The following is a 23822-nucleotide window of genomic DNA, read 5'->3' as shown; positions in this document are numbered from 1 at the left end:
AAAGGCGGGATGCGCTTCGCTTCCCCGCCTTACGGTCTTTGTATTTACTCAGCACTCAGCACTGATATTGGAGGTTCACCTGATTAGGGCAAATACTTCGGTTGACCATTGTGTTTGGCCAAGAGGCGGACCACTTCCGGATTCTGGCGCACGGCGGCGGGGATTCGAGCCAGAATGATGGTTGGACGAGGGGGAGTGAGCCATTTGGGACCGCCGATCTTGAACTTTGCCTTGGGGACATTCCAATCAAGACCGGATTGTTCGGGAGCCGCCTCGGTTGTCTCCGGCTGCTCTCCCAACCTGGCTGCGGCTAGGAGCGGCAACGGCAGGTAGGTCGAATGGCCGGTATAATCCCGCATTACCCTCAGGACATAGGTCCGGGTTTCAGCAAACGGCGGGCACCCCTGGTATTTAACAACATTATCCGGCCCGGCGTTGTAGGCCGCCAAGGCCCAGATGACGTTGTTGTTGAATTTGGTCAAACAGATCTTCAAATATCTAACCCCACCGTTGATATTCTGCTCCACATCGAAAGGATCGCTCACCCCCATAAGGGCGGCGGTGCTGGGAATGAGCTGCATCAGACCCATGGCTCCTTTAGGAGACACGGCTCGGGGGTTGAAACCTGATTCGTGGCGCATCACCGCCCAGACCAGCTTCGAATCCACCATGTGAAGCCGGGAGTATTTTTTTATCAGCTCGCTCAGCCAGTTTTTAGGCAACTGCTCGGCCCGGCGGGAAAAGTCCTGGCGTTTCATCTCGACTTCGTAGCGGCCAAGCATGGCCTGAAAAGCCTCTTCATCCCAGAGCTCCCGCTTTTTGGCTTCGATTTCCTGCTCCACCGGGGCTGGATCCGGCGCCAGCGTTGGCGGGTCGGATTGTGCCGCCACCATTGCCGCTTCCTCCGGCTGCTTTTCTGCTACCACCACTTGACCGCGGTCGTTTACAGTAATGGCCGCGGCGTTGATATCCGGAGCATAGAGCAGACCCGGCCGCTGACTGGCCAATAACCTCAAAGGCCGTTGGAGCGAGCCTTTGCCAGACTTGCCAACCCGACAGTAGCCATCGTTTTTTTCGAGATCACCGTCCGGTTTCTCGGACGGCGGTTGTTCCAGAACCGCAACTTCCTCTGCCGAATTACGTCTTTCCGCCGCATTGTCCAGTGGCAGGAGAAGCACGACAAAACAGGCGATGCAAAAAATCAACCAGATTGACCAGATAATACCGGTGAGGGGAACGCGTTGGGCCAGCGGCACTAAGAACTCCTTATAGAGCACACTATTATCTCTCAGACTAATTTAACCTCAAAGTTAGAGTTTAGAACAGATGACTTAAAGGTCGATCAGATAAGGTGGAACAGGCTTTCGGCTTGTTCACTATTGCACAGGCGGGACGCCTGTGCCACCGATAGTTTTTCAATTACTCTTTATTTGACATCAAATTAGTATCAATGAACGAAAAACCTCTGCCGATTAACTTATGCAACAATCAGACCACAAGGCGGCTCTGGCTCTGATTTGAATAACTTCTTAATATTAATGATATTATTGTTAAACAACCCATGATCCGATAAAAGGCAATGTTTAGACTCTGAAACGATCTCTCGTTCATAATTAGGCATGACTCTGTTATCATTCATTATTTATTGTTCAAAATATTTAACTAAGTCTGCCTAAGCTCTCAAACACCCTGAATGAACTGATGACAAGACACTATTTTTCGGAGGGGCATTTTTTCCCCCGCCAAACCATCTAGGGAACCAGAGTCCGCCGGTTCCTATAATTTCCTTCGGGGTAAAGGATTTACTGAAGCGGCAAGTAATAGGCAGGTAACTAATTAAGCCAGATTCTCCGGGGAGACGGCTACTCTTCTTTCAGAAATAGCCGCATGATGTCGGTTTCGGTGAGCAGGCCGATCAGCCTGTCTTCTTGCACCACCGGGAGACACCCGATTTTGTGTTTCAACATCAGCCGTACTGCTTCTTTGATATCGGCCTCGGGAGAAATCGATATTACATCTGTAACCATGATCTGCTCAATCCGGATGGACTTCATGACGTTCCGGGCTTTGTCCGGTTCATGGCCGAGCGCTTGCGCCAGTGAGCTCCGAAAGAGGTCTCTTTCCGAAACGATGCCAGCCAGTTTTTGACCGTCCAGCACCGGCAGATGTCTTATACGCCCCAATTTCATGATATCATTAGCGAGACTAAGTTCATCGCCGGCATCCAAAGTTGCCACATCCCGTACCATGATTTCTTTGACTTTCATCCTCATTCCCCTCATTTGATGGGGGCCTTACCATCGGTTAAGCGCAATCGATCACCCCTCACCCTCCGCAAGCAGGGCGAGGGGACAAAGGACTTTACGGATGGATACTGCTTAACTAGGAACTCGAAATTTATTTGCTTGGTATATATAATACTCCAGCCCGACTACCTGTCCCCTATATGCTAGTTTTTCACAAACGTCAAAGGGAGGCCAGCCAGGTCTTGCCCCGCTGGCTGAGCGACGCTAACGTGACAATTGCAGTACGTGCCTGCTCCGGGCTTAGATAGCCTAAACCACAGGCCGGGGTGAGCAGGCTCTGAGACAGGACAAGTCTTTCATCCATCCCAAGGTCGGCCAACTCCCGAATCTGGGACTCAAACCTCTGCCACAAGGCCGCTTCGGTCTCGATCGGCGCCGTGGGACTGGTTGGCACCAGACCCCACGCCAGATAGCCGCCCCGGGCCAAAAAGTCCTTAAGAACCTTGGCGTAGAGCTTCAAGGTGCCAAAATACTCATAAGAATCGAAACTGAGGATGTCAACGGGGGTTTCCAACAGCATCGACCAATCCGTATTACCGCAGCAATGGATACCGCAGTAGATCAGACCGGCCTGCCTCGCACTAGTGATGGTTTCGGTGAGCAGTCGGATGACCTCCTCCCGGGAAATCGGCATAAAGGCAGAACCGAAACCGCTCAGAGAGGGTTCGTCAAAAAAGATAATCGCCCAGCGTCCGGTCTCTCTGATCTTAGCAGCTTGCCAGGCCGCTTTGAGAGCCAGCCCCTGGGTAACCGCCTGAGTCAGTTCCTGATCAAAGAGAATAGCCTTGCCGTCTGCTCCTTTGACGATCGTGGCGAAGGTTATCGGGCCCACTATCTGGCCTTTAACATACTCCGGACCACCCCCGCCGCTGGCTGGCAATTCCTCTAACAGGGCGTAGAATCCCGAGGCCTCATCCGGCGACAGGCCGAATCTGTCCAAATCTAGCTGCAGTACGGCCTCATAAAAATCAGTGAGGCCCTCTTCCCGATCAGCCCTTTCATCCAACCGCACCAGGCGCTGCTCGGAATCTAACTGCATCAGCGGTAAACCTCCCGCCCCCTGGGGAACCATGTCCTCCAGAAACCCTTTCTGCGGCAGCTGCGGCCAAAAGGGCATTTCCGTAAGATTTTCCAAAATCAACCTTGCCGCCGCGTGGCTATCCCAAAAAGGCGTCGAACCGATGCCGGTGGCAGCTAATGGCGGTAAAACCTGCATATTGCCTCTCCTAACAGACCTCGCCGGTATGTTTATCCAACATTAGTATTTTTCCCCCCGCTTGTCAATATCCCACACAAATAGCTTATCTAGCCGGGGAAGGCACTGGCGATAAACCTTATCTTTGACCGGAGCAAGAAAGATATGGTAATATTAGATAGTGGGCCAAAGCCCTCAAGGGGTCTCGGCTTTCTAATCTTAAGCTCTTGAAAACAGGAGGACGTTCGTCATGTCCGAAGGCAAATTTCCACCCTGGTATACTCACATTAAAGAAAAACACGGCAGTATCATCGAGGCCCTGGAAAATCTGGGAGAGGCGGTGCGCCAAGCCGGACCGCTCCCGGAAAAAACGGTGCAATTGATCCAATTGGCCGCAGCCGCGGCTAACCGCTCGGAAGGTGCGGTGCACAGTCATGTCCGGCGAGCCTTGCAGGCCGGCGCCACTCCGGACGAGATCTACCATGCCATATTGCTACTGACCAGCACTATCGGTTTCCCGACAGTGTCGGCGGCCTTGAGTTGGGCCTACGAAGGCATCGAACAAAAGAAGGCGTAAGTCGAAAGAAAAGGTGGCGGAGAGAGAGGGATTCGAACCCTCGGTGGAGGTTTCCCCCCACACTCGCTTAGCAGGCGAGCACCTTCGGCCGACTCGGTCATCTCTCCGGGTTCTTAGCTCGGGAACGCTGGCGGAGGGAGTAGGATTCGAACCCACGGACCTTTCGGTCAGCGGTTTTCAAGACCGCCGCCTTAAACCACTCGGCCATCCCTCCATGGTGCAATTTTAACCATTTTCGCTTCCTCCTGTCAACCGTCTTACCGGCCACAGAAGGTAGAAAAAAGGCGCTTCTGGCAGGATCAAAGCAGCAGAGATGCGTCTGGTTGATCTAAACAAGAGGCCAGTGCCCTTGCCCGCAACAGATCCTGGGGAGTGTTCAGGTTAAAAAACGAGAGTCCGGCAGGGTCGTGAGAAGCCACTTCTGCGGCTGATAAGACCCTGGTACGACAGGCGTCTAGAAAGGTCCGGAGCCGTAATTCTCCCCTTTCAACCCGGTGCTCCAGCCGCAATAGGAGGCGGCGGCTGAATACGCCTGGCAGCGGCTCCAACCCCCGGCTGGAACGACAGACCACCACCTCCGGGCTTCCCTGCCGGGCGTAGAGCAGCATCGCCCTGAGCAGAGACGGCTGTAAAAAAGGCATATCGCAGGCGCTCAACATGATAAGATCGCCCTGGGCCACCAACATGCCACTCAGCAATCCCCCCAAGGCGCCTCGCCCCGGGAGAAGATCGATCAGGAGGGGAAGTCCCAGGCTGAGGTGTTCCAGGGGCCGATTGCTTACCAACCAACACTCCGATGCCAATGGCGACAAGACCTCCCAGACCCAACGCCCCAGAGGCCGTCCGGCCAACTCTAATCTTACCTTATCCTGACCCAAACGGCGGCTGCGCCCGCCCGCCAGGATCACACCGGCCACTTGAGGTTCAGCCATCGAAGAATGAAGGCGCCGATCTCCGGGACCTGCTCCCGAGAGAATAGCGGCAGAGGGGTGTCCACGACCACACCGCTGATAAAAGCAATGATGCTGCTATATTCCGGCAGGTAAGATAGTATCTCCTCAGAAGGAAGAAACACCAGCTTGGGCAGAAGGCTGCTCTTATAGCCTTCTATCAGGACAAAATCCAGGTCGGAGGGCAGCGCCGCCAATACTGTCGCTACCGGGGGATCATCCCTGCATACCTGAGTTATCTGCAACATACCCCTGGTAGCCAGCGCTACGGCTTGAGCTCCAGCCTGACGGAATCGCCAGGTGTCTTTGCCCGCGCGGTCAACCTCTATGGCTTTGTGGCTGTGCTTCACCGCCGCCACTCGAAGCCCCTGTTGATTATAAAGTTTCAGGAGTCGGCAGATTAATTCGGTCTTGCCGCAATTGGAAGGGCCTACCACGGCCACTGCCTTGAGGCGGGATAGGCCGCCCGAACAATCCATATTACCATAATATTCAGGTGATTCGGTCACGGTTCGAAGGGGTGTTGCACCAAGACTTTTTCCTTGGGAATGTTGCGGTTAAGGAATACGGCACAGCGTTCACACGGACCATTACAGGCTGTTTCGCGATATTCCCGCACTTCGTAGCATGGTCGCCAGGGGAGCTGGTAGGCGGCACACTGTTCTTTTACCTGACAATCAAAGATATTCCAGCAGGGTGCCAAGACTAACAGGCTTTTCAGACCGGCCACGGTGAAACCGCTCTCGTGGATGAGAGTGTTGAGCCGCTGGATCTGGGCGATGTCAAATTCGGAGTAGAGGCGGTTATTGGTGCTGCTTTCCCGGATGGGTTTAATAAATCCCTCTTTTTCGTATTCCCGGATGCGCTTTTGAGAAAGATTTACTATGCGTGAAACCTCGTTGATGAGGTAGAGCTTGTCATCCGTTAAGCGTTTGCGCTGATATGTTCCCCGACGCATGGATACCTGAGGGCTATCTGATTAGAGATAATTATTGGAGAATTTTGGTAATTTATAGCACAGCCAGGAAAATGCCGCAAGAACTAAATAGGACGGCGGAAAAGCAAAGGGCGGGAGGTAACCGCCCCCGCCCTTTTATGGAGTCGCCGATCTGGGGCTACAAAGAGCTACAATCCCTTCTCCGTCTCCTGGATGGTGCGTTCGATATCGTCCCTTAACGCCTGCGGCAAACCCTCGATCTCCACGTTGAGAAACCCCCGCACAATGGTTGAAGCGGCTTCTTCTTCGGTCAGACCGCGGGCCATAAGATATTCGATCTCCTCCTGGGCAATACGGCCAACAGCGGCCTCATGTGACATCTCTACCCCGGCCACCTCCCCGGTCAATTCCGGGACGGCATAGATAATGCCTTTGGGGGCCAGGATCAATCCCCGACATTCCAGATGCGCCTTGACCTGAGGAACCTTGCCGATGAGATGCCCACGAGAAATGACCGTACCCCCGGTGGTTACCGTCCGGGCAATAACTTCGGCTTTGGTATTGGGGGCCTCTAAAAAGACCCGCCCGCCCAGATCCAATTCCGTACCGGGATGGCCCACTACTACCGAATTCATCCGCGCCACGGCGCCTTCCCCTATGAGTCGGGCAGTGGGGTACATCTGAACCGATTTCACCGGTTTGAGCACGATATAGTTCGAAATATATACTCCACCCTCTTCCACTATAATGGCAGAGCGCGGCCGCACATGGATGTTTTCGGCCCAATTATGGACCATGGTAAATGTCAAATGTGCCCCTTTTTTGACAAAAAATTCCGAAATGCCCAGGTGCAGACCGGAAGTCACCCCTGGATGAGTAGTGCAGCCGGTGATGATATGGAGGTGCGATCCGGGCTCAGCTACCACAATGTTATGAACGTGTTGAGCTGCACCCTCCGTCCGGATATACAAACAGGCCTCTACGGGTTGGCTGATGCGGGCTCCCGGCAGCGCCCGGATAAAATAACCGTTGTCCAAAGCCAATTCGGCCGCGGCAGTGTATTTATCGGCATCAACGGCCACCAACTGCCAGTAGTATTCTTTCAGGCCGTCATATTTCTGCAATGCGTCTTTGATGGGAAGAATTTCCAAACCCGGCTGGCTGGTTTTACAGTGCATGATAGAACGATCGGCTTGCAGAAACGTTCCGGCATGATCGACGTCTGTCAGTTCAATACCCGCCCTTAAAAGGTGTTCTCTCTCCTGATCATCGAAACTCTGATAACCGGGATCATAGGACCATTCCTTGGTCTGGCGCTTGAACTGGCTGAGATCCAGGTCCTGACCGAAAGAAGCTTTCTTATCCCGGCTTTTTGCTGCGGTCTCTTTTAAAACTGGGGACAAAGACATCGTACACACTCCTCATAGCCCGATTTTTTCACGTGATCCAAGATATCCATAGGGTGACCCTGGCAGGCGACTTGGCCATCAGCCATAACGTGGCCGACGTCGGCATTCAGATACGTCAAGATATGGCCGGTATGAGTAATAATCAGGCCGGATTTGGTGCGATCCACCCGACGCAGGTCTTTTTCCAGTAGACGCCGGATGATCTGACCGATAAGCTGCAAATTTTCCAGATCAACCCCGGATTCTGGTTCGTCTAACAAGACCAATTTGGGGTCTTGCGCCACCAATTGCAACAATTCGGATTTTTTGATCTCGCCCCCGGAAAAACCATAGTTGATCTCCCGATCCATAAAGCTTTCAAAACCATATTCGAAGGCTAATGCCTCCACCGAGATGCGGCCACCGGCGCAAACCCGAAAGATATCCTTGGTCTTGACCCCTCGGATGGTCGGGGGACGCTGGAACGCCATACCTATACCCAACTTTGCCCGTTCATAGGTCGGCAGTGCCGTAATGTCCTGCCCTTGAAAGAGAATCCGACCCTGACCTACCTTGTAGTGAGAAAAACCCATAATAGTCATCAACAACGTGGTCTTACCAGAGCCATTCTTCCCAAAGAGGGCATGCGTTTCACCCGGTTCAACCTTCAGGTTGATGCCTTTTAACACCTCTTTGCCTTCAATGCTCACCCATAGGTCTTCAATCTGAAACATCCTCTACTCCTCTGGCGCCTTTAGGTATGATACTCCCTTGAGACCGATAACCTTCGGTTTGAGCCAAGCCCGCTGAAACGCCTGCTCATATGTATTGTCATCATTTATAAATCACTCGCGGCCAGGAAAATAACCCTAATTCTGCCCTCACCCTATCGGAAAGGCCTTCTAGCCCGGACAAAACTTAATTTTTCAACCAACCACCGGAAACCGGAAACTGTATTTTCTTGGTAATGCGAGTCACTAACGGAATTATAGAATTAATTGCGAGATGGAAAGCGCAGCTGCATAGTAAGACTCGTGCCTTATGGTATAGAGGAGATATATTCCTAAACTCTCAAGGGGAATATGATGCAATCAGTTGTTGGAGGCGGACCTCAGACCTGTTTCCGATGGTCAGATGATACAGTCTCACAACTATAGTTTCTAATTCCGGTTATTAGCTTTGAGATTAATTTGTAAGAAGAAACATTTCGAAGCTTCCCATTAGAGACGCATATCATCATCTCTTACCAAAAATCGGGGCATCAAACTCTCGTTTCCTGAGAGCGGATCGATAAAGATAAAATGAGCCCCCAAAGTCAAAACTTTGGGGGCTGCAGTTCGCTTCAGGGCTGGTCTAGGTCGTAGCAGTATCTGCTTCTCCCCCTCCAGCAGGGCTAGACAACCATGCTGGCCCTATTAACCCCTTTAATTCGCCCGCTCCGGAACTGCTAATCCAGGTAACGTGGGCGCCAGTTTTTCATACCTCATACCGAAGGCACGAGTCTCCAAAGCTTTGGGGTTGAAGGCCTTGGTAAGTTCGACTTCTTCCGGACTCAGAATCCGCACCAAACCATACTGATCCACTACCGCAAACCGATCGCCTTTGGCCACACATTGGGCTACGGACTGTTCACCTTTCAGTTCTTTGTTCGAAACACACAGCAGTTTGCCCTGCGCTAAGGCGGGGGTGGCCGTCAGGCCGATAGCCACTGCCAATACCAACATCATAACCAATTTTGACCGCATACCCTTTCCTCCTTTTTCCTGCCCAAAAATTAGGTTTCTCAGCCGATTACTACAACCTCAGACCATATTGTTAGAAAAATCCTATCCTAAGGCAACTATATACAGCCTCTCAGGGAAAGTCAATAAAGAGTAACAATTTCTTCGATAGGAATTGATTTACTAGGCCGGACTTCATAGGAGATGAAAGCTTATCATTCCTGCGGCAATACGGTAACGAAGCCCCATCCCCTCCAACGTCTTATTCTTTTACGCGAAAACTATACACGCAATGAGATGTGAAAGTCAATAGCTATATTAAGGCCGTTGCAAAAAGATAGGCAGCCGCTAAAAACGCGGTGCAACATCCCCACTATTCCTCGAATGCCAGAATTTACTGAATCAAGCGAGGTATTCGGGTCCTTGGTGAAGGTCATGGCAACAGTTTCATAGTATTTCTTCTTAAGAAAAAACTTCCGCCTAGATCGTCTAGACCCACTATAAATTTCAATAAATCTATCCAGATTCGGTATGTCATAAATGACATATATAAGACTTTACTGATAATTTGGGTTGACGTCATCCGAATGGTCTTATATCATAGCATGTGAAAAGATATACTTACTGTATCCGTAAGTCTTAATTGGGCTAACCAAGATGGAGGCGAAGGAGAAAATGAGCAATCCCACAATAACGATAGACGGGAAGACCGTCGAGTTTCAAACTGGGCAGACCATCATTGAAGTTGCCCGGTCGGCGGGTATTTACAATATCCCCACGCTCTGTCATTTTCCGCCGCTCCAACCCACCGGCTCCTGCCGGATCTGTGTGGTGGAAGTGGAGGGTTGGCGGACTTTGGTAACTGCCTGTTCCACTGCGGCCACTCCCGGTATGGTGATACAGACGGAGAGTGAGCGAGTCGTTGCCGCCCGAAAGAATATCATCGAGCTGATGTTAGCTTCCGGCAATCACAACTGTCTCATCTGTGAGGCCAATGGCAAATGCGAACTCCAGGCCTTGGCCTATAGATATCAGGTAGCAACCCCGTCGTACGCCAACCCGCCCGGTACCACATATTATTACGAAGACGATAATAGCATGATCGTCCGGGATTTTTCCAAATGCATCATGTGTGGCCGCTGCGTCCGGGCCTGTAATGAACGGCAGGTAAACCTGGCCATCCAGATCGGTTACCGCGGGAGCCATAACAAGATTGTAGCCAAATGCGATTTCCCCTATTTCAACTCAGATTGTGTCTTCTGCGGTACCTGCGTCCAGGCCTGTCCGGTGGGTGCCCTGCTCGACAAAAACGCCATCGGCAAGGGCCGACCCTGGGAGCTGCGGGTCGTACGCACTACCTGCCCCTACTGCGGCGTTGGTTGTCAGATTGACCTGCATGTCAAAGACGGACAGATTGTCAAGGCCACGGGCGCTCGGGCCATCCCCAACGAAGGCCGCCTGTGCGTCAAGGGCCGCTTCGGTTTGGGGTTTGTCCACCACCCCGAACGTCTCACCGCGCCGATGATCAAAAAGAACGGCAAACTCGAAAAGGCCTCCTGGGATGAGGCCCTCGATTTGGTAGCTGCCAAACTGCAGGAGATCAAGGAAAAGCATGGCCCCAAGACCATCGGCGGCTGGTGTTCCGCCCGCATCACCAACGAGGAAAATTATCTCTTCCAGAAATTTATGCGCGGTGTCGTCGGCACTAATAATGTCGACCACTGCGCCCGTCTCTGACACAGCTCCACGGTAGCCGGTCTGGCTGCTGCCTTCGGTTCCGGAGCGATGACAAACTCTATAGCTGAATTGGAAGATACTGACTGCATTCTGGTCGTCGGGTCCAACACCACTGAAAACCATCCGGTCATCGCCGCTCGGATCAAACGGGCGGCGCGATATAAAAATAAGACGTTGATTGTCATTGATCCCCGGCGCATCGACCTGGTGAAACACGCCACCATCTGGCTGCGCCAGAAGCCGGGCACTGACATCGCCGTGTTCAACGGCCTGATGAATATCATCATTAATGAAAATTTGCATGCGGCGGATTACATCGCCGCACGAACGGAAAATTTCGAAGCCTTCAAGGCCACGTTAGCCAAATACACGCCGGAATATGTGGAGCAGATCAGCGGTATCCCCGCCGCCGATCTGATTAAAGTAGCCCGCCTCTACGCTCAGGCCAAAGCCGCTGCCATTGTCTACTGTATGGGTATTACCCAACATACCGTCGGCACCGACAACGTCAAGACCATGGCCAATCTGGCCATGCTCACCGGTAACGTCGGCGTCCTGGGGGGCGGCGTCAATCCCCTGCGGGGCCAGAACAACGTCCAGGGCGCTTGCGACATGGGCGGCCTGCCCAACGTCTTTTCCGGTTATCAGGCAGTTACCGATCCCGCCAGTCGCAAGAAGATGGAAGACGCCTGGGGAGTAACGGGATTGCCCGATTACGTCGGCATGACCATGACCGAGATGCTGCCGGCGATTCTAAAAGGGGAGATTAAAGCCTTATATGTGGTGGGGGAAAACCCGGTAGTCTCGGACCCCGATCTCAACCACGCCATCAAAGAATTGCAGGCACTGGATTTCTTCGTGGTCCAGGATATCTTCCTGACGGAAACGGCGCAGTTGGCCGACGTTGTCCTGCCAGCCGTTACCTTTGCCGAGAAAGACGGTACTTTCAGCAACACCGAACGCCGGGTGGCCCGAGTGCGGCAGGCGATACCACCGTTGGCCGGAGCCCGGCAGGATTGGCAGATCATCGCTGAGATCTCCAAACGTATGGGTTTCCCCATGAATTATGCCAATCCCGAAGACATTTTCGAGGAAATCCGCCAGGTGACCCCATCTTATGCCGGTATCACCTATAAACGTCTGGATTCCGGGGGCATCCAGTGGCCTTGTCCCACGGAAGATCATCCCGGCACCATGTTTTTGCATAAAGATAAATTTGCCCGCGGGTTGGGACAGTTCTTCGCCATCGACCACAAGGATCCGGTGGAATTGCCTGACCCGGAATACCCGCTCTACCTTACCACCGGCCGCCTCTTGTACCATTATCACACCGGCACCATGAGCAGAAAAGCCCGAGGATTGAATGAAAAGGCGCCTGAATGTTACGTGGAGCTCTCCGATCTGGACGCCAGCGCCTATGGTATAACTTCCGGCGACCAGGTGCGGGTCAGAACCCGGCGGGGGGAGATTACTGCAAAAGCTCAGGTTTCACCCAAGGCCAGGCCCGGCACTGTGTTTGTGCCGTTCCACTTCGCCGAGGCGGCTGCCAACCGCTTGACCATCGCCGCTTTGGACCCGGTGGCCAAGATTCCCGAATACAAGGTCTGCGCCGTGCAGATCGAGAAAGCTTAAGGAGGGCCTGATCATGTCTGCACACTGCCATTCGCACAGCACTCCGGCCCCGGAGATCACCCCGGAGCAGTGGAACGCCATCGACAGCATCATTGAGTCGTATCGGAATGTCCCCGGCAACCTGATGCCGGTCCTCCAGGCGGTTCAGGAAGAGATCGGCTGTCTGCCGCCGGCGGTCCAGGACCGCATCGCCACCGGCCTCAACATCCCCGGCAGCGATGTCTTTGGGGTCATGAGCTTCTATTCCATGTATACCTGGCGGCCCAAGGGGAAGTACGTCATCCGCTTCTGCGAATCACCTCCCTGCCACATCCAGGGGGCCGACAACCTGCTGGAATTCACCCAGGCCGAGTTGGGTGTGCCGCTCAAGCACACCACCAAGGACGGCCTCTTCACCTTGGAGACCACCGCCTGCCTGGGGGTCTGCGAAGTGGCCCCGGCCATGCAGATCAACGAGGTGGTGCACGGCAACCTCACCAAGGACAAGATCAGGCAGATCCTGGCCGACTACCGGGCCGGGAAGGCCCCGGACTATAAAAAACTGCCCTACAGCACCAACGCCTTCCGCAGCTACAAACAGGCCCCGGGAGAATTGATCCTCCTGGAGAACGTCGGGGTCATCGATCCCGAGAAGATCGACGACTACCTGGCCAAGGGCGGCTACCAGGCCCTGAAACAGGCGCTCACCGGCATGACCCCGGAAAAGATCGTGGAAGAGGTCAAGGCCTCCGGCCTGCGGGGCCGGGGCGGGGCGGGTTTCCCCACCGGACTGAAGTGGTCCTTTACCCGGCCCCTGGACGTTCCCCAGAAATACATCATCTGCAACCTGGATGAGGGCGAGCCGGGCACCATCAAAGACCGCTACATCGTCGAAGGCGACCCCCACAAGCTCTTGGAGGGCATGGCCATCGCCGGGTTCGCAGTGGGGGCCGACAAGGGCTATATCTACTGCCGGGGGGAGTACTACCTCTGTAAACACCGGCTGGCTACGGCCATTGCGCAGGCAAGGGCTAAGGGATATCTCGGAGAAAACCTCTTCGGCCGCGGCTTCTCCTTCGACATCGAGGTCCGCTCCGGGTTCGGCTGCTACATCTGCGGCGAGGAGACGGCGCTGATCGAGTCCATCGAAGGCAAACGGGGCTATCCCCGCTCCAAGCCGCCTTTCCCGGGGGTGGCAGGATTGTGGCAGAAGCCGACAATTGTCAACAACGTCGAGACCCTGGCGGCAATCCCGGCCATTATCACCCGAGGCGGGGAGTGGTACAAATCCCTGGGCACGGCCGACACCACCGGCACCAAGATCTACCAGATCATCGGCCATGTCCGGACGCCGCAGATCGTGGAGGTCCCGGCGGGCATCACGCTAAGAGAGCTCATCGACACCTATGGCGGCGGCATGCGGGACGGCGGGAAGTTCAAGATGTGCCAGACCGGGGGCGCCTCGGCCGGTATCGTCGGCCCCGAGGCCCTGGACGTGCCGGTTGACTTCGGCATGGCCAAGGTGGGCGGCGCTTTGGGTTCGGGAACCATGCTGGTGATGGATGAATCCGTCTGCGCCGTGGACTTCGCCCGCAGCGTGGCGGTCTTCTTCGCCCACGAGTCCTGCGGCCAGTGCACCCCCTGCCGGGAAGGGACGCGCCAGCTCCTGCAGACCCTGACCCGCATCTGGGAGGGCAAGGGGCAGCCCGGCGACCTCGATTTTTTGGAGAGGCTGGGCAAGACCATGATGGACGCCTCGTTCTGCCCCCTGGGCCAGACGGCCCCGGCGCCGCTCTTCAGCCTGCTGAAACGCTTCCGCCAGGAGTTCGAGGACCACATCGCCGGCAAGTGCACCCACGGGGTGTGTAAGATGTAACAAGGTTGCCAAGCAACCATCATCTGATGCCATCATAATGGGGATGGGGATATCCTGTCCCCATTGTTTTCCTTATACTTTCACCTTGCCTGTTGCAATTTCCAAGAGCTTTTTTATAACCTGACTGTCCACAGAGTATTTTTTAAATCAACCTATGTCAATAATGATATAAGGGGGAATGGTTGACAGAGGCAGTGCGGTCTTCTATAATGGCGATGTGAAATAATGTACTATTCATAATACTTTTTCATAAGTATAGGATTCACTATGTATCATTTCGGCTTTACGTGAGTTCACACCAGTGAACTCCACCCGGAACGGGTGAGCACTGCGCAGGGCTAGGCCGAAAGACTTTCCTATCTCGTATTCCCTCCTAGCATCACATCCTTAGGTCTTCCTGGCCAAGTCCTGGCCTTTTCAGGTTGGGTTAGAAGGCCATTCAGTTTTCAGAGCATGGGGAAATAATTTTCTCATCCTGCCTGAAAAGCAACATTCTCCCTTTATCCCTCTGTATTATGCGGCAGCCGGTCAATTTGGCGGGCAGCCGGGAAGCACATAGTCTGCCTGAGGAGGGTTTGCCATGGAAGATCCCTAGAAAGCATCATCGTCTCCTGTTGTTAATGATTCATCGAGTACTTTGCTGCCGTTGTGGAAAAACCAGACCCACGGTTTCGCAACGAGAGATTTCTCAGCTGAAACGAACCACAGTAAGGGAATGACGTACCTAAACGAGGGGCGGCAAAACATCTTTTATCAACCCGGTTATGAAGGAATACTTGTCCATGAATAATGTAACGCTTAAAATTGATGGGAAAATGGTCGATTATGCGCCGGGCCAGACCATATTAGAGGCAGCCCGCAGCGCCGGCATCTATACTATTCCTACCCTTTGCCATATGCCGCTTCTGAAACCCACCGGCTCCTGCCGGATCTGTGTGGTGGAAGTGGAGGGTTGGCGGACTTTGGTAACTGCCTGTTCCACTGCGGCCACTCCCGGTATGGTGATACAGACGGAGAGTGAGCGAGTCGTTGCCGCCCGAAAGAATATCATCGAGCTGATGCTGGCTTCCGGCAATCACAACTGTCTCATCTGCGAGGCCAATGGCGAATGCGAACTGCAGGCCCTAGCCTACCGTTACCAGGTGCCGACGCCGACGTTTGCCAACCCGCCGGATACGACCTACTATTACGAAGACAACAATAGTATGATCGTGCGGGATTTTTCCAAGTGCATCATGTGCGGCCGCTGCGTCCGGATCTGCAACGAACGGCAGGTGAATGAGGCCATCCAGATCGGCTACCGGGGGCATCACAACAAGATCGTCACCAGGGCTGATAGTCCTTATATTGACTCCGACTGTGTCTTCTGTGGGCAATGCGTCCAGGCCTGCCCGGTGGGTGCCTTGATCTTTAAGGAAGCCCGCTATCAGGGCCGCCCCTGGGAGCTAAGGAAAGTTCGTACCACCTGTCCATATTGCGGGGTGGGCTGTCAGTTGGAACTCAACCTCAAAGGCAATAAAATTGTCAAGGTGATGGGAGTGCGGGCCATTCCCAATGAGGGGCGCCTGTGCGTCAAGGGCCGTTTTGGCATGGGGTTTGTGAACCATCCCGATCGCCTGAAAACCCCTTTGGTAAAGAAGAACGGCGAGCTGGTGGAAGCTAGCTGGGATGAGGCCCTGGATCTGGTAACTAGCAAGTTCAAGGAGATGAAAGAGAAATACGGCCCCGAGAAGATGGGGGGCTTTTCATCGGCCCGGGTCACCAACGAAGAGAATTATTTGATGCAAAAGTTCATGCGGGCGGTTATCGGCACCAACCACGTCGACCATTGCGCCCGCCTTTGCCACGCCTCCACGGTGGCCGGTTTGGCTACGACCTATGGCTCCGGGGCTATGACCAACTCGATCATGGAACTGGAGGATGCGGATTGCATTTTGGTAATCGGTTCAAATCCAAATGAAAATCATCCGGTTATTGGCACTTATATTAAGAGAGCCGCGAAACTGAAAAATAAAGACCTCATTGTCATTGATCCGCGGAGACAGAATTTAGTGCGTTATGCCCGTCTTTGGCTGCGTCAATTCCCCGGAACCGACATTGCAGTGATCAACGGCATGATGCATGTCATCATTGCCGAAAACTTGCATGCCGTCGATTATATCGCCGAACGGACCGAAAATTTCGAGGCGGTTAAAGAGACGGTGAGCAAATACACTCCGGAATATGTGGAGAAGATCAGCGGCGTGCCGGCGGCGGAGATCATCGCCGCGGCCCGCCTCTATGCCAAGGCTCCGGCGGCATCCATCGTGTTTTGCATGGGCATCACCCAGCATACGGTGGGCACCGACAATGTCAAAACCATGTCCAATCTGGCCATGCTCTGCGGCAATGTGGGCATTCCCCATGCTGGCGTCAATCCGCTGCGGGGGCAGAACAATGTGCAGGGGGCCTGCGATATGGGAGCGCTGCCCAATGTTTATTCGGGGTATCAGGCGGTCACCGATCCGGCCAACCGGGCCAAGATGGAAGCGGCTTGGGGAGTGGCGGGGTTGCCTGATTATGTGGGCATGACCCTCACCCAGATGATCCCGGCCATTTCTGAAGGTGGCATCAAGTCCCTCTATATTATGGGGGAGAATCCGGCGATGTCTGACCCTGATTGCACCCATGCTATCAAGGAGATGCAGGGATTGGAATTTATGGTGGTTCAGGATATCTTCCTTACCGAAACAGCCAAACTCGCCGACGTGGTGCTGCCGGCCTGCACCTTTGCCGAGAAAGACGGCACCTTCACCAACACTGAACGCCGGGTGGCCCGGGTGCGCCGAGCCATTCCTCCCATCGGGCAATCCAAGCCGGACTGGCAGATTATCAGCGAGATCAGCACCCGCATGGGATATCCCATGAACTATAAAAACGCCGAGGAGATCTTTGAAGAGATTCGCACGGTGACGCCCTCCTACGCCGGTATGACCTATGAGCGTTTGGAATCAGGGGGGTTGCAATGGCCCTGCCCCACCATTGAACATCCGGGGACGCAGTATCTGCACAAAGGCCAATTCACCCGCGGCAAGGGTCTCTTTTTTGCCATCGAACATCAAGACCCGGCGGAAATGCCCGACGCCGATTATCCCCTCTATCTCACCACCGGCCGGTTGCTCTACCAGTATCATACCGGCACCATGAGCCGGAAGGCGGTGGGATTGAATGAAAAAGCGCCGGAGTGTCGTGTCGAGCTTTCCCCCACAGACGCAGAGGCTTACAAGATCGCCTCAGGAGATATGGTGAGGGTCACCAGCCGGCGGGGCGCCATCACTGCCAAGGCGGAAATTTCGCGTAAAGCCGTGGCGGGAACCATCTTTATCCCCTTCCATTTTGCCGAAGCGGCAGCGAACACTCTCACCATAGCCGCCTTGGACCCGGTGTGCAAGATTCCGGAATTCAAGGTCTGTGCCGCTCGTATCGAAAGAGCCTAAAGGAGGCCCCATCATGACATTGCATTGTCATTGCGGCGCACCCGCCGCCTCAGCCCTTAGTCAAGCCCAGTGGGATCAGGTAGACGCCATCCTGAACCGCTATAAAGATACCCCGGGCAACCTCATGCCGGTGTTGCAGGAAGTGCAGGAAGCGGTCGGGTATATCCCCGCCGAGGTGCAGCAGCGCATCTCCTGTAAGCTCAACATCCCCGGCAGCGATGTCTTTGGGGTCATGAGCTTCTATTCCATGTATACCTGGCGGCCCAAGGGGAAGTACGTCATCCGCTTCTGCGAATCACCTCCCTGCCACATCCAGGGGGCCGACAACCTGCTGGAATTCACCCAGGCCGAGTTGGGTGTGCCGCTCAAGCACACCACCAAGGACGGCCTCTTCACCTTGGAGACCACCGCCTGCCTGGGGGTCTGCGAAGTGGCCCCGGCCATGCAGATCAACGAGGTGGTGCACGGCAACCTCACCAAGGACAAGATCAGGCAGATCCTGGCCGACTACCGGGCCGGGAAGGCCCCGGACTATAAAAAACTGCCCTACAGCACCAACGCCTTCCGCAGCTACAAACAGGCCCCGGGAGAATTGATTCTCCTGGAGAACGTCGGGGTCATCGATCCCGAGAAGATCGACGACTACCTGGCCAAGGGCGGCTACCAGGCCCTGAAACAGGCGCTCACCGGCATGACCCCGGAAAAGATCGTGGAAGAGGTCAAGGCCTCCGGCCTGCGGGGCCGGGGCGGGGCGGGTTTCCCCACCGGACTGAAGTGGTCCTTTACCCGGCCCCTGCAAGTTCCCCAGAAATACATCATCTGCAACCTGGATGAGGGCGAGCCGGGCACCATCAAAGACCGCTACATCGTCGAAGGCGACCCCCACAAGCTCTTGGAGGGCATGGCCATCGCCGGGTTCGCAGTGGGGGCCGACAAGGGCTATATCTACTGCCGGGGGGAGTACTACCTCTGTAAACACCGGCTGGCTACGGCCATTGCGCAGGCAAGGGCTAAGGGATATCTCGGAGAAAACCTCTTCGGCCGCGGCTTCTCCTTCGACATCGAGGTCCGCTCCGGGTTCGGCTGCTACATCTGCGGCGAGGAGACGGCGCTGATCGAGTCCATCGAAGGCAAACGGGGCTATCCCCGCTCCAAGCCGCCTTTCCCGGGGGTGGCAGGATTGTGGCAGAAGCCGACAATTGTCAACAACGTCGAGACCCTGGCGGCAATCCCGGCCATTATCACCCGAGGTGGGGAGTGGTACAAATCCCTGGGCACGGCCGACACCACCGGCACCAAGATCTACCAGATCATCGGCCATGTCCGGACGCCGCAGATCGTGGAGGTCCCGGCGGGCATCACGCTAAGAGAGCTCATCGACACCTATGGCGGCGGCATGCGGGACGGCGGGAAGTTCAAGATGTGCCAGACCGGGGGCGCCTCGGCCGGTATCGTCGGCCCCGAGGCCCTGGACGTGCCGGTTGACTTCGGCATGGCCAAGGTGGGCGGCGCTTTGGGTTCGGGAACCATGCTGGTGATGGATGAATCCGTCTGCGCCGTGGACTTCGCCCGCAGCGTGGCAGTCTTCTTCGCCCACGAGTCCTGCGGCCAGTGCACCCCCTGCCGGGAAGGGACGCGGCAGCTCCTGCAGACCCTGACCCGCATCTGGGAGGGCAAGGGGCAGCCCGGCGACCTCGATTTTTTGGAGAGGCTGGGCAAGACCATGATGGACGCCTCGTTCTGCCCCCTGGGCCAGACGGCCCCGGCGCCGCTCTTCAGCCTGCTGAAACGCTTCCGCCAGGAGTTCGAGGACCACATCGCCGGCAAGTGCACCCACGGGGTGTGTAAGATGTAAATTGGTTAATCTCTCGTCACGATAGGGCGGGTTCTGCCCGCCCCTATCCTCACCCTAGGGGGCAAACATTTCCTGTAAGGTCTCCAATATCCGGCCCAGGACGTCAGGAGGGAGTTCCCCCAGTCGCCGCACCAAACGCCCTCGGTCCACGGTGCGAATCTGGTCGAGAACCACGAAGCCGGCTTTACCTTCGAATTGACAAGGTAAGCGGAAGGGATAGGGATGGCCGCCTGTAGTCAAGGGAGCCACGATGAAGGTTCGCAAATGGGTATTCAGTTCATCAGGAGAAATAATGATACAAGGGCGGGTCTTTTGGATCTCGCCCCCTTGAGGCGGGTCAAGACTGACCAAAAACACGTCGCCGCGTCGAATTTCCATCGCCTTCACCATTCCCAATCTTTTTCGTCAAAAATAGTGGGGGTAAGCGGTTCTATCAAGACATCTTCTTTCCGATGACGCAACTCCTGGGCGGCTTTAGCCCACCCGGCGCGTGGGGTTGAGGCCCGCACAATCACAATAGCGCCATCCTGCACATGCAGTTCCACTTCGTCGGTTAAACCGGCTTGTAAGAGGAGAGGTTTGGGCAACCGAACTCCTTTTGAGTTGCCAATGGGAATCAACTTTGTTTTCATATGGCGCCTCCGTCAATGAATAAGTAATTACATTGTAATTCTATTGTCTTGCGTATGTCAAGGCAAGAGGATAAGAAATTTTATCAAATACCAAGATTTCATCCAACCTAAAGGAAACTGCGGTCTTTCAATCCATATCGGGCAATATCGCCGAGTTATCATCCATACCTTCTTCCCTTCCATACCTCCATTTTTCTATCCTTCGGGGTTCCTCCCCCATTCCTCGGGTCTCACTGGTTCACCTAACGCAGCCGATTTATTTGAGAGTATATATGTTAATAATAACATATAGTTGAACGGTTGACAGACGCAGCGCCGTCTTTTATAATGGCATTGTGAAATATTGTGCTATATCTGCTTCTCTTCCATTGGCATAGGATTCACCATGCATAACTTCGGCTTTACCTGAGTTCGAAACCGAGGACTCCACCCAGATAGGGTGAGCAGAGCGCAGGGTTAGGCCGAAAGATTCTTCCCTCTTCCGTATTTCCTCCATAAAGCATCTGCCAAATCTTTCTGGCCAAGCCCCTAGCTTTTCAGGTTTGATTGGGCAGCCGACAAGACCATTAGCCATGGTTAGGATGCCACATAATCTCACCTGAAAAAGCAATTTTCTCCTATTCAAAGATTGTGTTACCTGACAGCAGTTCCATCTGGCAATCTGGCGGCGGACACTTATTTCCATAAGGAGGATCGGCCATGGAAGACCCATAAAAACCATCTTAATCTATTTACTCAGGATTTATCAAACATCATACTGCCTTTATCTAAACAAGACCTTAGGTTTTCTGGGACGTTATCCCAGATCAAATCTAACTGGCATAAGGGAATTTACAGCCATGAATAAATCAACTCTCAATATAGATGGCAGAATAGTCGATTATATTTCAGGTGAAACTATCTTAGAAGCAGCTCGCCGAGCGGGGATTTATACCATCCCCACCCTTTGCCACCTAAAAGACACTAAACCTACCGGTTCCTGTCGGGTCTGTGTGGTGGAAGTGGAGGGCTGGCGCACCCTGGCACCGGCCTGCGCCACTGCCGCCGCCGCCGGAATGGTGATTAAGACTGATTCAGAGCGCGTGACCGCGGCCCGGAAGATGGTTATCGAACTCCTGTTGGCCTCCGGCAATCACAACTGCCTGATCTGCGAAGCTAACGGGGAGTGCGAATTGCAGGCCCTGGCGTACCGCTACAACATCCCGGCACCGAGTTTCGCCTTTCCACCGGAAACGCCATATCACCTGGAAGACAATAAGAATCTGATCCGCCGGGATTTGTCTAAATGTATTATGTGCGGTCGTTGCGTTCGCGCCTGCAAAGAAAGACAGGTCAATAATGCCATCAGTATCGGCTATCGCGGGTCGCACAATAAGATTGTAACCATGGCCGATAGCTCCTATGGCGACTCAGATTGTGTTTTCTGTGGCGAGTGTGTACAGGCCTGTCCGGTAGGCGCCCTCGTCGCCCTTAAATCTGTCGGTCTGGGGCGCCCCTGGGAAACAACGAAGGTTCGCACCACCTGTCCTTACTGCGGCGTGGGGTGCCAACAGTTGCTGCATGTTAGAAATGGAAAAATCATTAAGGTCACCGGGGCGGAGGACGGCGCGCCGAATAAAGGCCGCCTCTGCGTCAAGGGCCGTTTCGGGTATGACTTTATCTATTCCCCCGATCGGCTCACTACCCCCCTGATTAAGAGTGGCGACGGTTTTCGGGAGGCCTCCTGGGACGAGGCCCTGGATCTGGTAGCCGGCAAAATCAAGGAGATTGTCGCCAAACACGGGCCGGACGCCTGTGCCGGCATCAGTTGCGCCCGGAGCATCAACGAAGACTCCTACCAGATGCAAAAACTCTTCCGGGTGGCCATCGGCACCAACAACATCGATCACTGCGCCCGCATCTGTCACGCCCCTACGGTGGCAGGGTTGGCGGCGTCCTTCGGTTCCGGGGCTATGACCAATTCCTTCGCGGATTTTGCCAAGGCCAAGATGTTTTATATCACCGGCTCAAATATGACCGAGGCCCATCCGGTAGCCGCCACCTTTGTGAAGAACGCCGTGCGCAACGGGGCACAGCTCATCGTGGCCGATCCCCGGCGCGTCAAGCTGGCGGAATTCGCCGATATCTACGCGCCCATCAAAGTGGGGTCCGACGTGGCCTTTATCAACGGCCTGATGCATGTCCTCATTACCGAAAACCTTTATGACAAAGACTACGTGGAACGCTGCTGCACCGGCTTCGAAGCCTTGAAGGCTAAGGTTATGGAGTATCCCCCGGAGCGGGCTGCGGCCATCGCCGGGGTCAGCGTGGATATGTTAAAAGAGGTAGCCCGTCGCCTGGCCTCGGTAAAACCCGCGATCCTCATCTACACCCTGGGGATCACCGAACATACCTGCGGCGTCCATAACGTCATGAGCTGTGCCAACCTGCAGATGCTTTTGGGAAACGTCGGCTTTGAATGCGGCGGTGTGAATCCCATCCGGGGCCAGAACAACGTCCAAGGCGCCTGCGATATGGGAGCGCTGCCTAACGTCTACCCCGGCTATCAGCGGGTGGAAGACCCCGCGGCCCGGGCCAAGTTCGAAGTGGCCTGGGGGGTCAAACTGCCGGAAAAGAACGGCTTGATGATTCCGCAGATGATAGAAGGCCTGACCACCGGCACGATTAAGTTTCTCTATGTCTTCGGCGAAAATCTGGCCAACGCCGAACCGGACATCCGTCATGCGGAGCACTGCCTGGCTTCCGCCGAATTCCTGGTGTGCAATGATATCTTTCCCACTGAGACCACCCGTTTTGCCGACGTCATTTTTCCAGCGGCGGCCTGGAGCGAAGACGACGGCACCTTTGCCAGCAGCGAACGCCGGGTCAGCCGGGTGCGCAAGGTGTCCGAGCCGCCGGGGCAGGCCAAACCCAACTGGTGGATTTTCAAAGAATTGGCCAAACGCCTGGGCCACGACTGGACCTCCAACAACGGCCAGGAGATCTGGGACAACGAAGTCTCTCACCTGGCGCCAATCCTGGCAGGTATCAAGTATTACCGCATCGAGGAGGATGGACTGCAATGGCCGGTGCCCAGCCTCGACCACCCGGGCACCTGCATCATGCACCAAGACGGCTGTTTTACCTGCGGCCAAGGCCGCTTTATGGCGCTGGATTGGACCCCGCCGGCGGAAGTCCCGGATAAGGACTATCCCATGGTGCTCAGCACCGGCCGGCGGCTCTTCCACTACCATACCCGGACCCAGACCGGTCGGTGCCTTGGACTAAATGATCTCTTGAGCGAGGAAACCGCGGATATCTCTCCGGCGGACGCGGCGCGCCTGGGCGTCAAAACAGGTGAGCCGGTGCGGGTCAGATCCCGACGGGGAGAGGTCAAAGTCAAGGCCCGGGTGACGGAGGAAGTTCCACCAGGATTGGTGTGGATGTCCTTTCATTTCCGGGAAGGAAACGCCAACTGGCTCACCAATCCGGTCTTCGACCCGATTTCCCAGACGGCGGAACTTAAGGCCTGTGCCGTGCAGATCGAAAAGGCATGATACGATCCTTTCGTTTACTTCTTTG

General features: G+C 54.8%; 17 protein-coding genes and 2 tRNA genes. 6 read left to right on the top strand and 13 right to left on the bottom strand.

What is annotated here, in order from left to right; translation table 11 throughout:
- Nucleotides 1-83: 83 nt before the first annotated feature.
- From DESAC_RS15095 to DESAC_RS05370, 3 genes are all read right to left on the bottom strand, one after another.
- Nucleotides 84-1256, bottom strand: a complete 1173-nt coding sequence (locus DESAC_RS15095; protein WP_013706060.1) for a lytic transglycosylase domain-containing protein — start codon at nt 1254-1256, stop codon at nt 84-86.
- A 606-nt stretch (nt 1257-1862) separates the two neighbouring features.
- Complete coding sequence (locus DESAC_RS05375; protein WP_013706059.1) at nt 1863-2267, bottom strand: CBS domain-containing protein; 405 nt, start codon at nt 2265-2267, stop codon at nt 1863-1865.
- A gap of 199 nt (nt 2268-2466) precedes the next feature.
- The gene (locus DESAC_RS05370) at nt 2467-3522 is read right to left on the bottom strand and encodes a uroporphyrinogen decarboxylase/cobalamine-independent methonine synthase family protein (protein WP_013706058.1); all 1056 of its coding nucleotides are present in this window, start codon (nt 3520-3522) and stop codon (nt 2467-2469) included.
- Between the two features lie 229 nt (nt 3523-3751).
- On the opposite strand from DESAC_RS05370, the gene DESAC_RS05365 reads away from it, so the two are divergent.
- Nucleotides 3752-4078 carry a carboxymuconolactone decarboxylase family protein gene (locus DESAC_RS05365; protein ID WP_013706057.1) on the top strand — a complete coding sequence of 109 codons (327 nt, stop codon included), beginning with the start codon at nt 3752-3754 and terminating at the stop codon, nt 4076-4078.
- A gap of 14 nt (nt 4079-4092) precedes the next feature.
- On the opposite strand, the gene DESAC_RS05360 is transcribed toward DESAC_RS05365, so the two are convergent.
- The 8 genes from DESAC_RS05360 to DESAC_RS05325 form a co-directional block, all read right to left on the bottom strand.
- Nucleotides 4093-4185, bottom strand: a tRNA-Ser gene (locus tag DESAC_RS05360).
- A 21-nt stretch (nt 4186-4206) separates the two neighbouring features.
- Nucleotides 4207-4292 (bottom strand) — tRNA-Ser (locus DESAC_RS05355).
- An 85-nt stretch (nt 4293-4377) separates the two neighbouring features.
- Nucleotides 4378-5010 carry a molybdenum cofactor guanylyltransferase gene (mobA, locus tag DESAC_RS05350; RefSeq protein ID WP_013706056.1) on the bottom strand — a complete coding sequence of 211 codons (633 nt, stop codon included), beginning with the start codon at nt 5008-5010 and terminating at the stop codon, nt 4378-4380.
- On the bottom strand, nt 4983-5507 hold the full coding sequence (mobB, locus tag DESAC_RS05345) for a molybdopterin-guanine dinucleotide biosynthesis protein B (RefSeq protein ID WP_083800319.1): 525 nt from the start codon (nt 5505-5507) through the stop codon (nt 4983-4985). The genes mobA and mobB overlap by 28 nt, the downstream gene beginning before the upstream one ends.
- A 26-nt stretch (nt 5508-5533) precedes the next feature.
- Entirely contained in the window at nt 5534-5986 is a 453-nt protein-coding gene (locus tag DESAC_RS05340) for a MerR family transcriptional regulator (protein WP_013706054.1), read from the bottom strand.
- 167 nt (nt 5987-6153) lie between these two features.
- Nucleotides 6154-7374, bottom strand: coding sequence for a SufB/SufD family protein (locus DESAC_RS05335; RefSeq protein ID WP_013706053.1), 1221 nt, complete (start codon nt 7372-7374; stop codon nt 6154-6156).
- The gene (locus DESAC_RS05330) at nt 7353-8087 is read right to left on the bottom strand and encodes an ABC transporter ATP-binding protein (protein WP_013706052.1); all 735 of its coding nucleotides are present in this window, start codon (nt 8085-8087) and stop codon (nt 7353-7355) included. Before DESAC_RS05330 ends, DESAC_RS05335 begins: the two co-directional genes overlap by 22 nt.
- Nucleotides 8088-8777: 690 nt before the next feature.
- Nucleotides 8778-9098, bottom strand: a complete 321-nt coding sequence (locus DESAC_RS05325; RefSeq protein WP_013706051.1) for a hypothetical protein — start codon at nt 9096-9098, stop codon at nt 8778-8780.
- Between the two features lie 651 nt (nt 9099-9749).
- Between DESAC_RS05325 and fdhF (DESAC_RS15695) the strand changes: the two genes are divergently transcribed.
- From fdhF (DESAC_RS15695) to nuoF (DESAC_RS05300), 4 genes are all read left to right on the top strand, one after another.
- Nucleotides 9750-12443 (top strand): formate dehydrogenase subunit alpha, encoded by a 2694-nt coding sequence (gene fdhF, locus DESAC_RS15695; protein ID WP_083800212.1) that lies wholly within the window; start codon nt 9750-9752, stop codon nt 12441-12443.
- 13 nt (nt 12444-12456) lie between these two features.
- Nucleotides 12457-14298 (top strand): NADH-quinone oxidoreductase subunit NuoF, encoded by a 1842-nt coding sequence (gene nuoF, locus DESAC_RS05310; RefSeq protein WP_013706048.1) that lies wholly within the window; start codon nt 12457-12459, stop codon nt 14296-14298.
- Between the two features lie 782 nt (nt 14299-15080).
- Nucleotides 15081-17774: a formate dehydrogenase subunit alpha gene (gene fdhF, locus DESAC_RS05305; protein WP_013706047.1), complete on the top strand. Its 2694-nt coding sequence runs from the start codon at nt 15081-15083 to the stop codon at nt 17772-17774.
- A gap of 13 nt (nt 17775-17787) precedes the next feature.
- On the top strand, nt 17788-19629 hold the full coding sequence (nuoF, locus tag DESAC_RS05300; RefSeq protein WP_013706046.1) for an NADH-quinone oxidoreductase subunit NuoF: 1842 nt from the start codon (nt 17788-17790) through the stop codon (nt 19627-19629).
- 54 nt (nt 19630-19683) lie between these two features.
- Here nuoF (DESAC_RS05300) and DESAC_RS05295 read toward each other — a convergent pair whose 3' ends face one another.
- Entirely contained in the window at nt 19684-20007 is a 324-nt protein-coding gene (locus DESAC_RS05295; RefSeq protein ID WP_013706045.1) for a type II toxin-antitoxin system PemK/MazF family toxin, read from the bottom strand.
- Between the two features lie 5 nt (nt 20008-20012).
- The gene (locus DESAC_RS05290) at nt 20013-20261 is read right to left on the bottom strand and encodes an AbrB/MazE/SpoVT family DNA-binding domain-containing protein (protein WP_013706044.1); all 249 of its coding nucleotides are present in this window, start codon (nt 20259-20261) and stop codon (nt 20013-20015) included.
- Nucleotides 20262-21100: 839 nt separating this feature from the next.
- Between DESAC_RS05290 and fdhF (DESAC_RS05285) the strand changes: the two genes are divergently transcribed.
- The gene (gene fdhF / locus DESAC_RS05285; RefSeq protein WP_013706043.1) at nt 21101-23797 is read left to right on the top strand and encodes a formate dehydrogenase subunit alpha; all 2697 of its coding nucleotides are present in this window, start codon (nt 21101-21103) and stop codon (nt 23795-23797) included.
- Nucleotides 23798-23822 lie beyond the last annotated feature (25 nt).

Origin of the sequence: Desulfobacca acetoxidans DSM 11109, from assembly GCF_000195295.1 — a bacterium.
Classification (GTDB): Bacteria; Desulfobacterota; Desulfobaccia; order Desulfobaccales; family Desulfobaccaceae; genus Desulfobacca; species Desulfobacca acetoxidans.
This window is presented reverse-complemented; position numbering and strand designations above follow the sequence as displayed.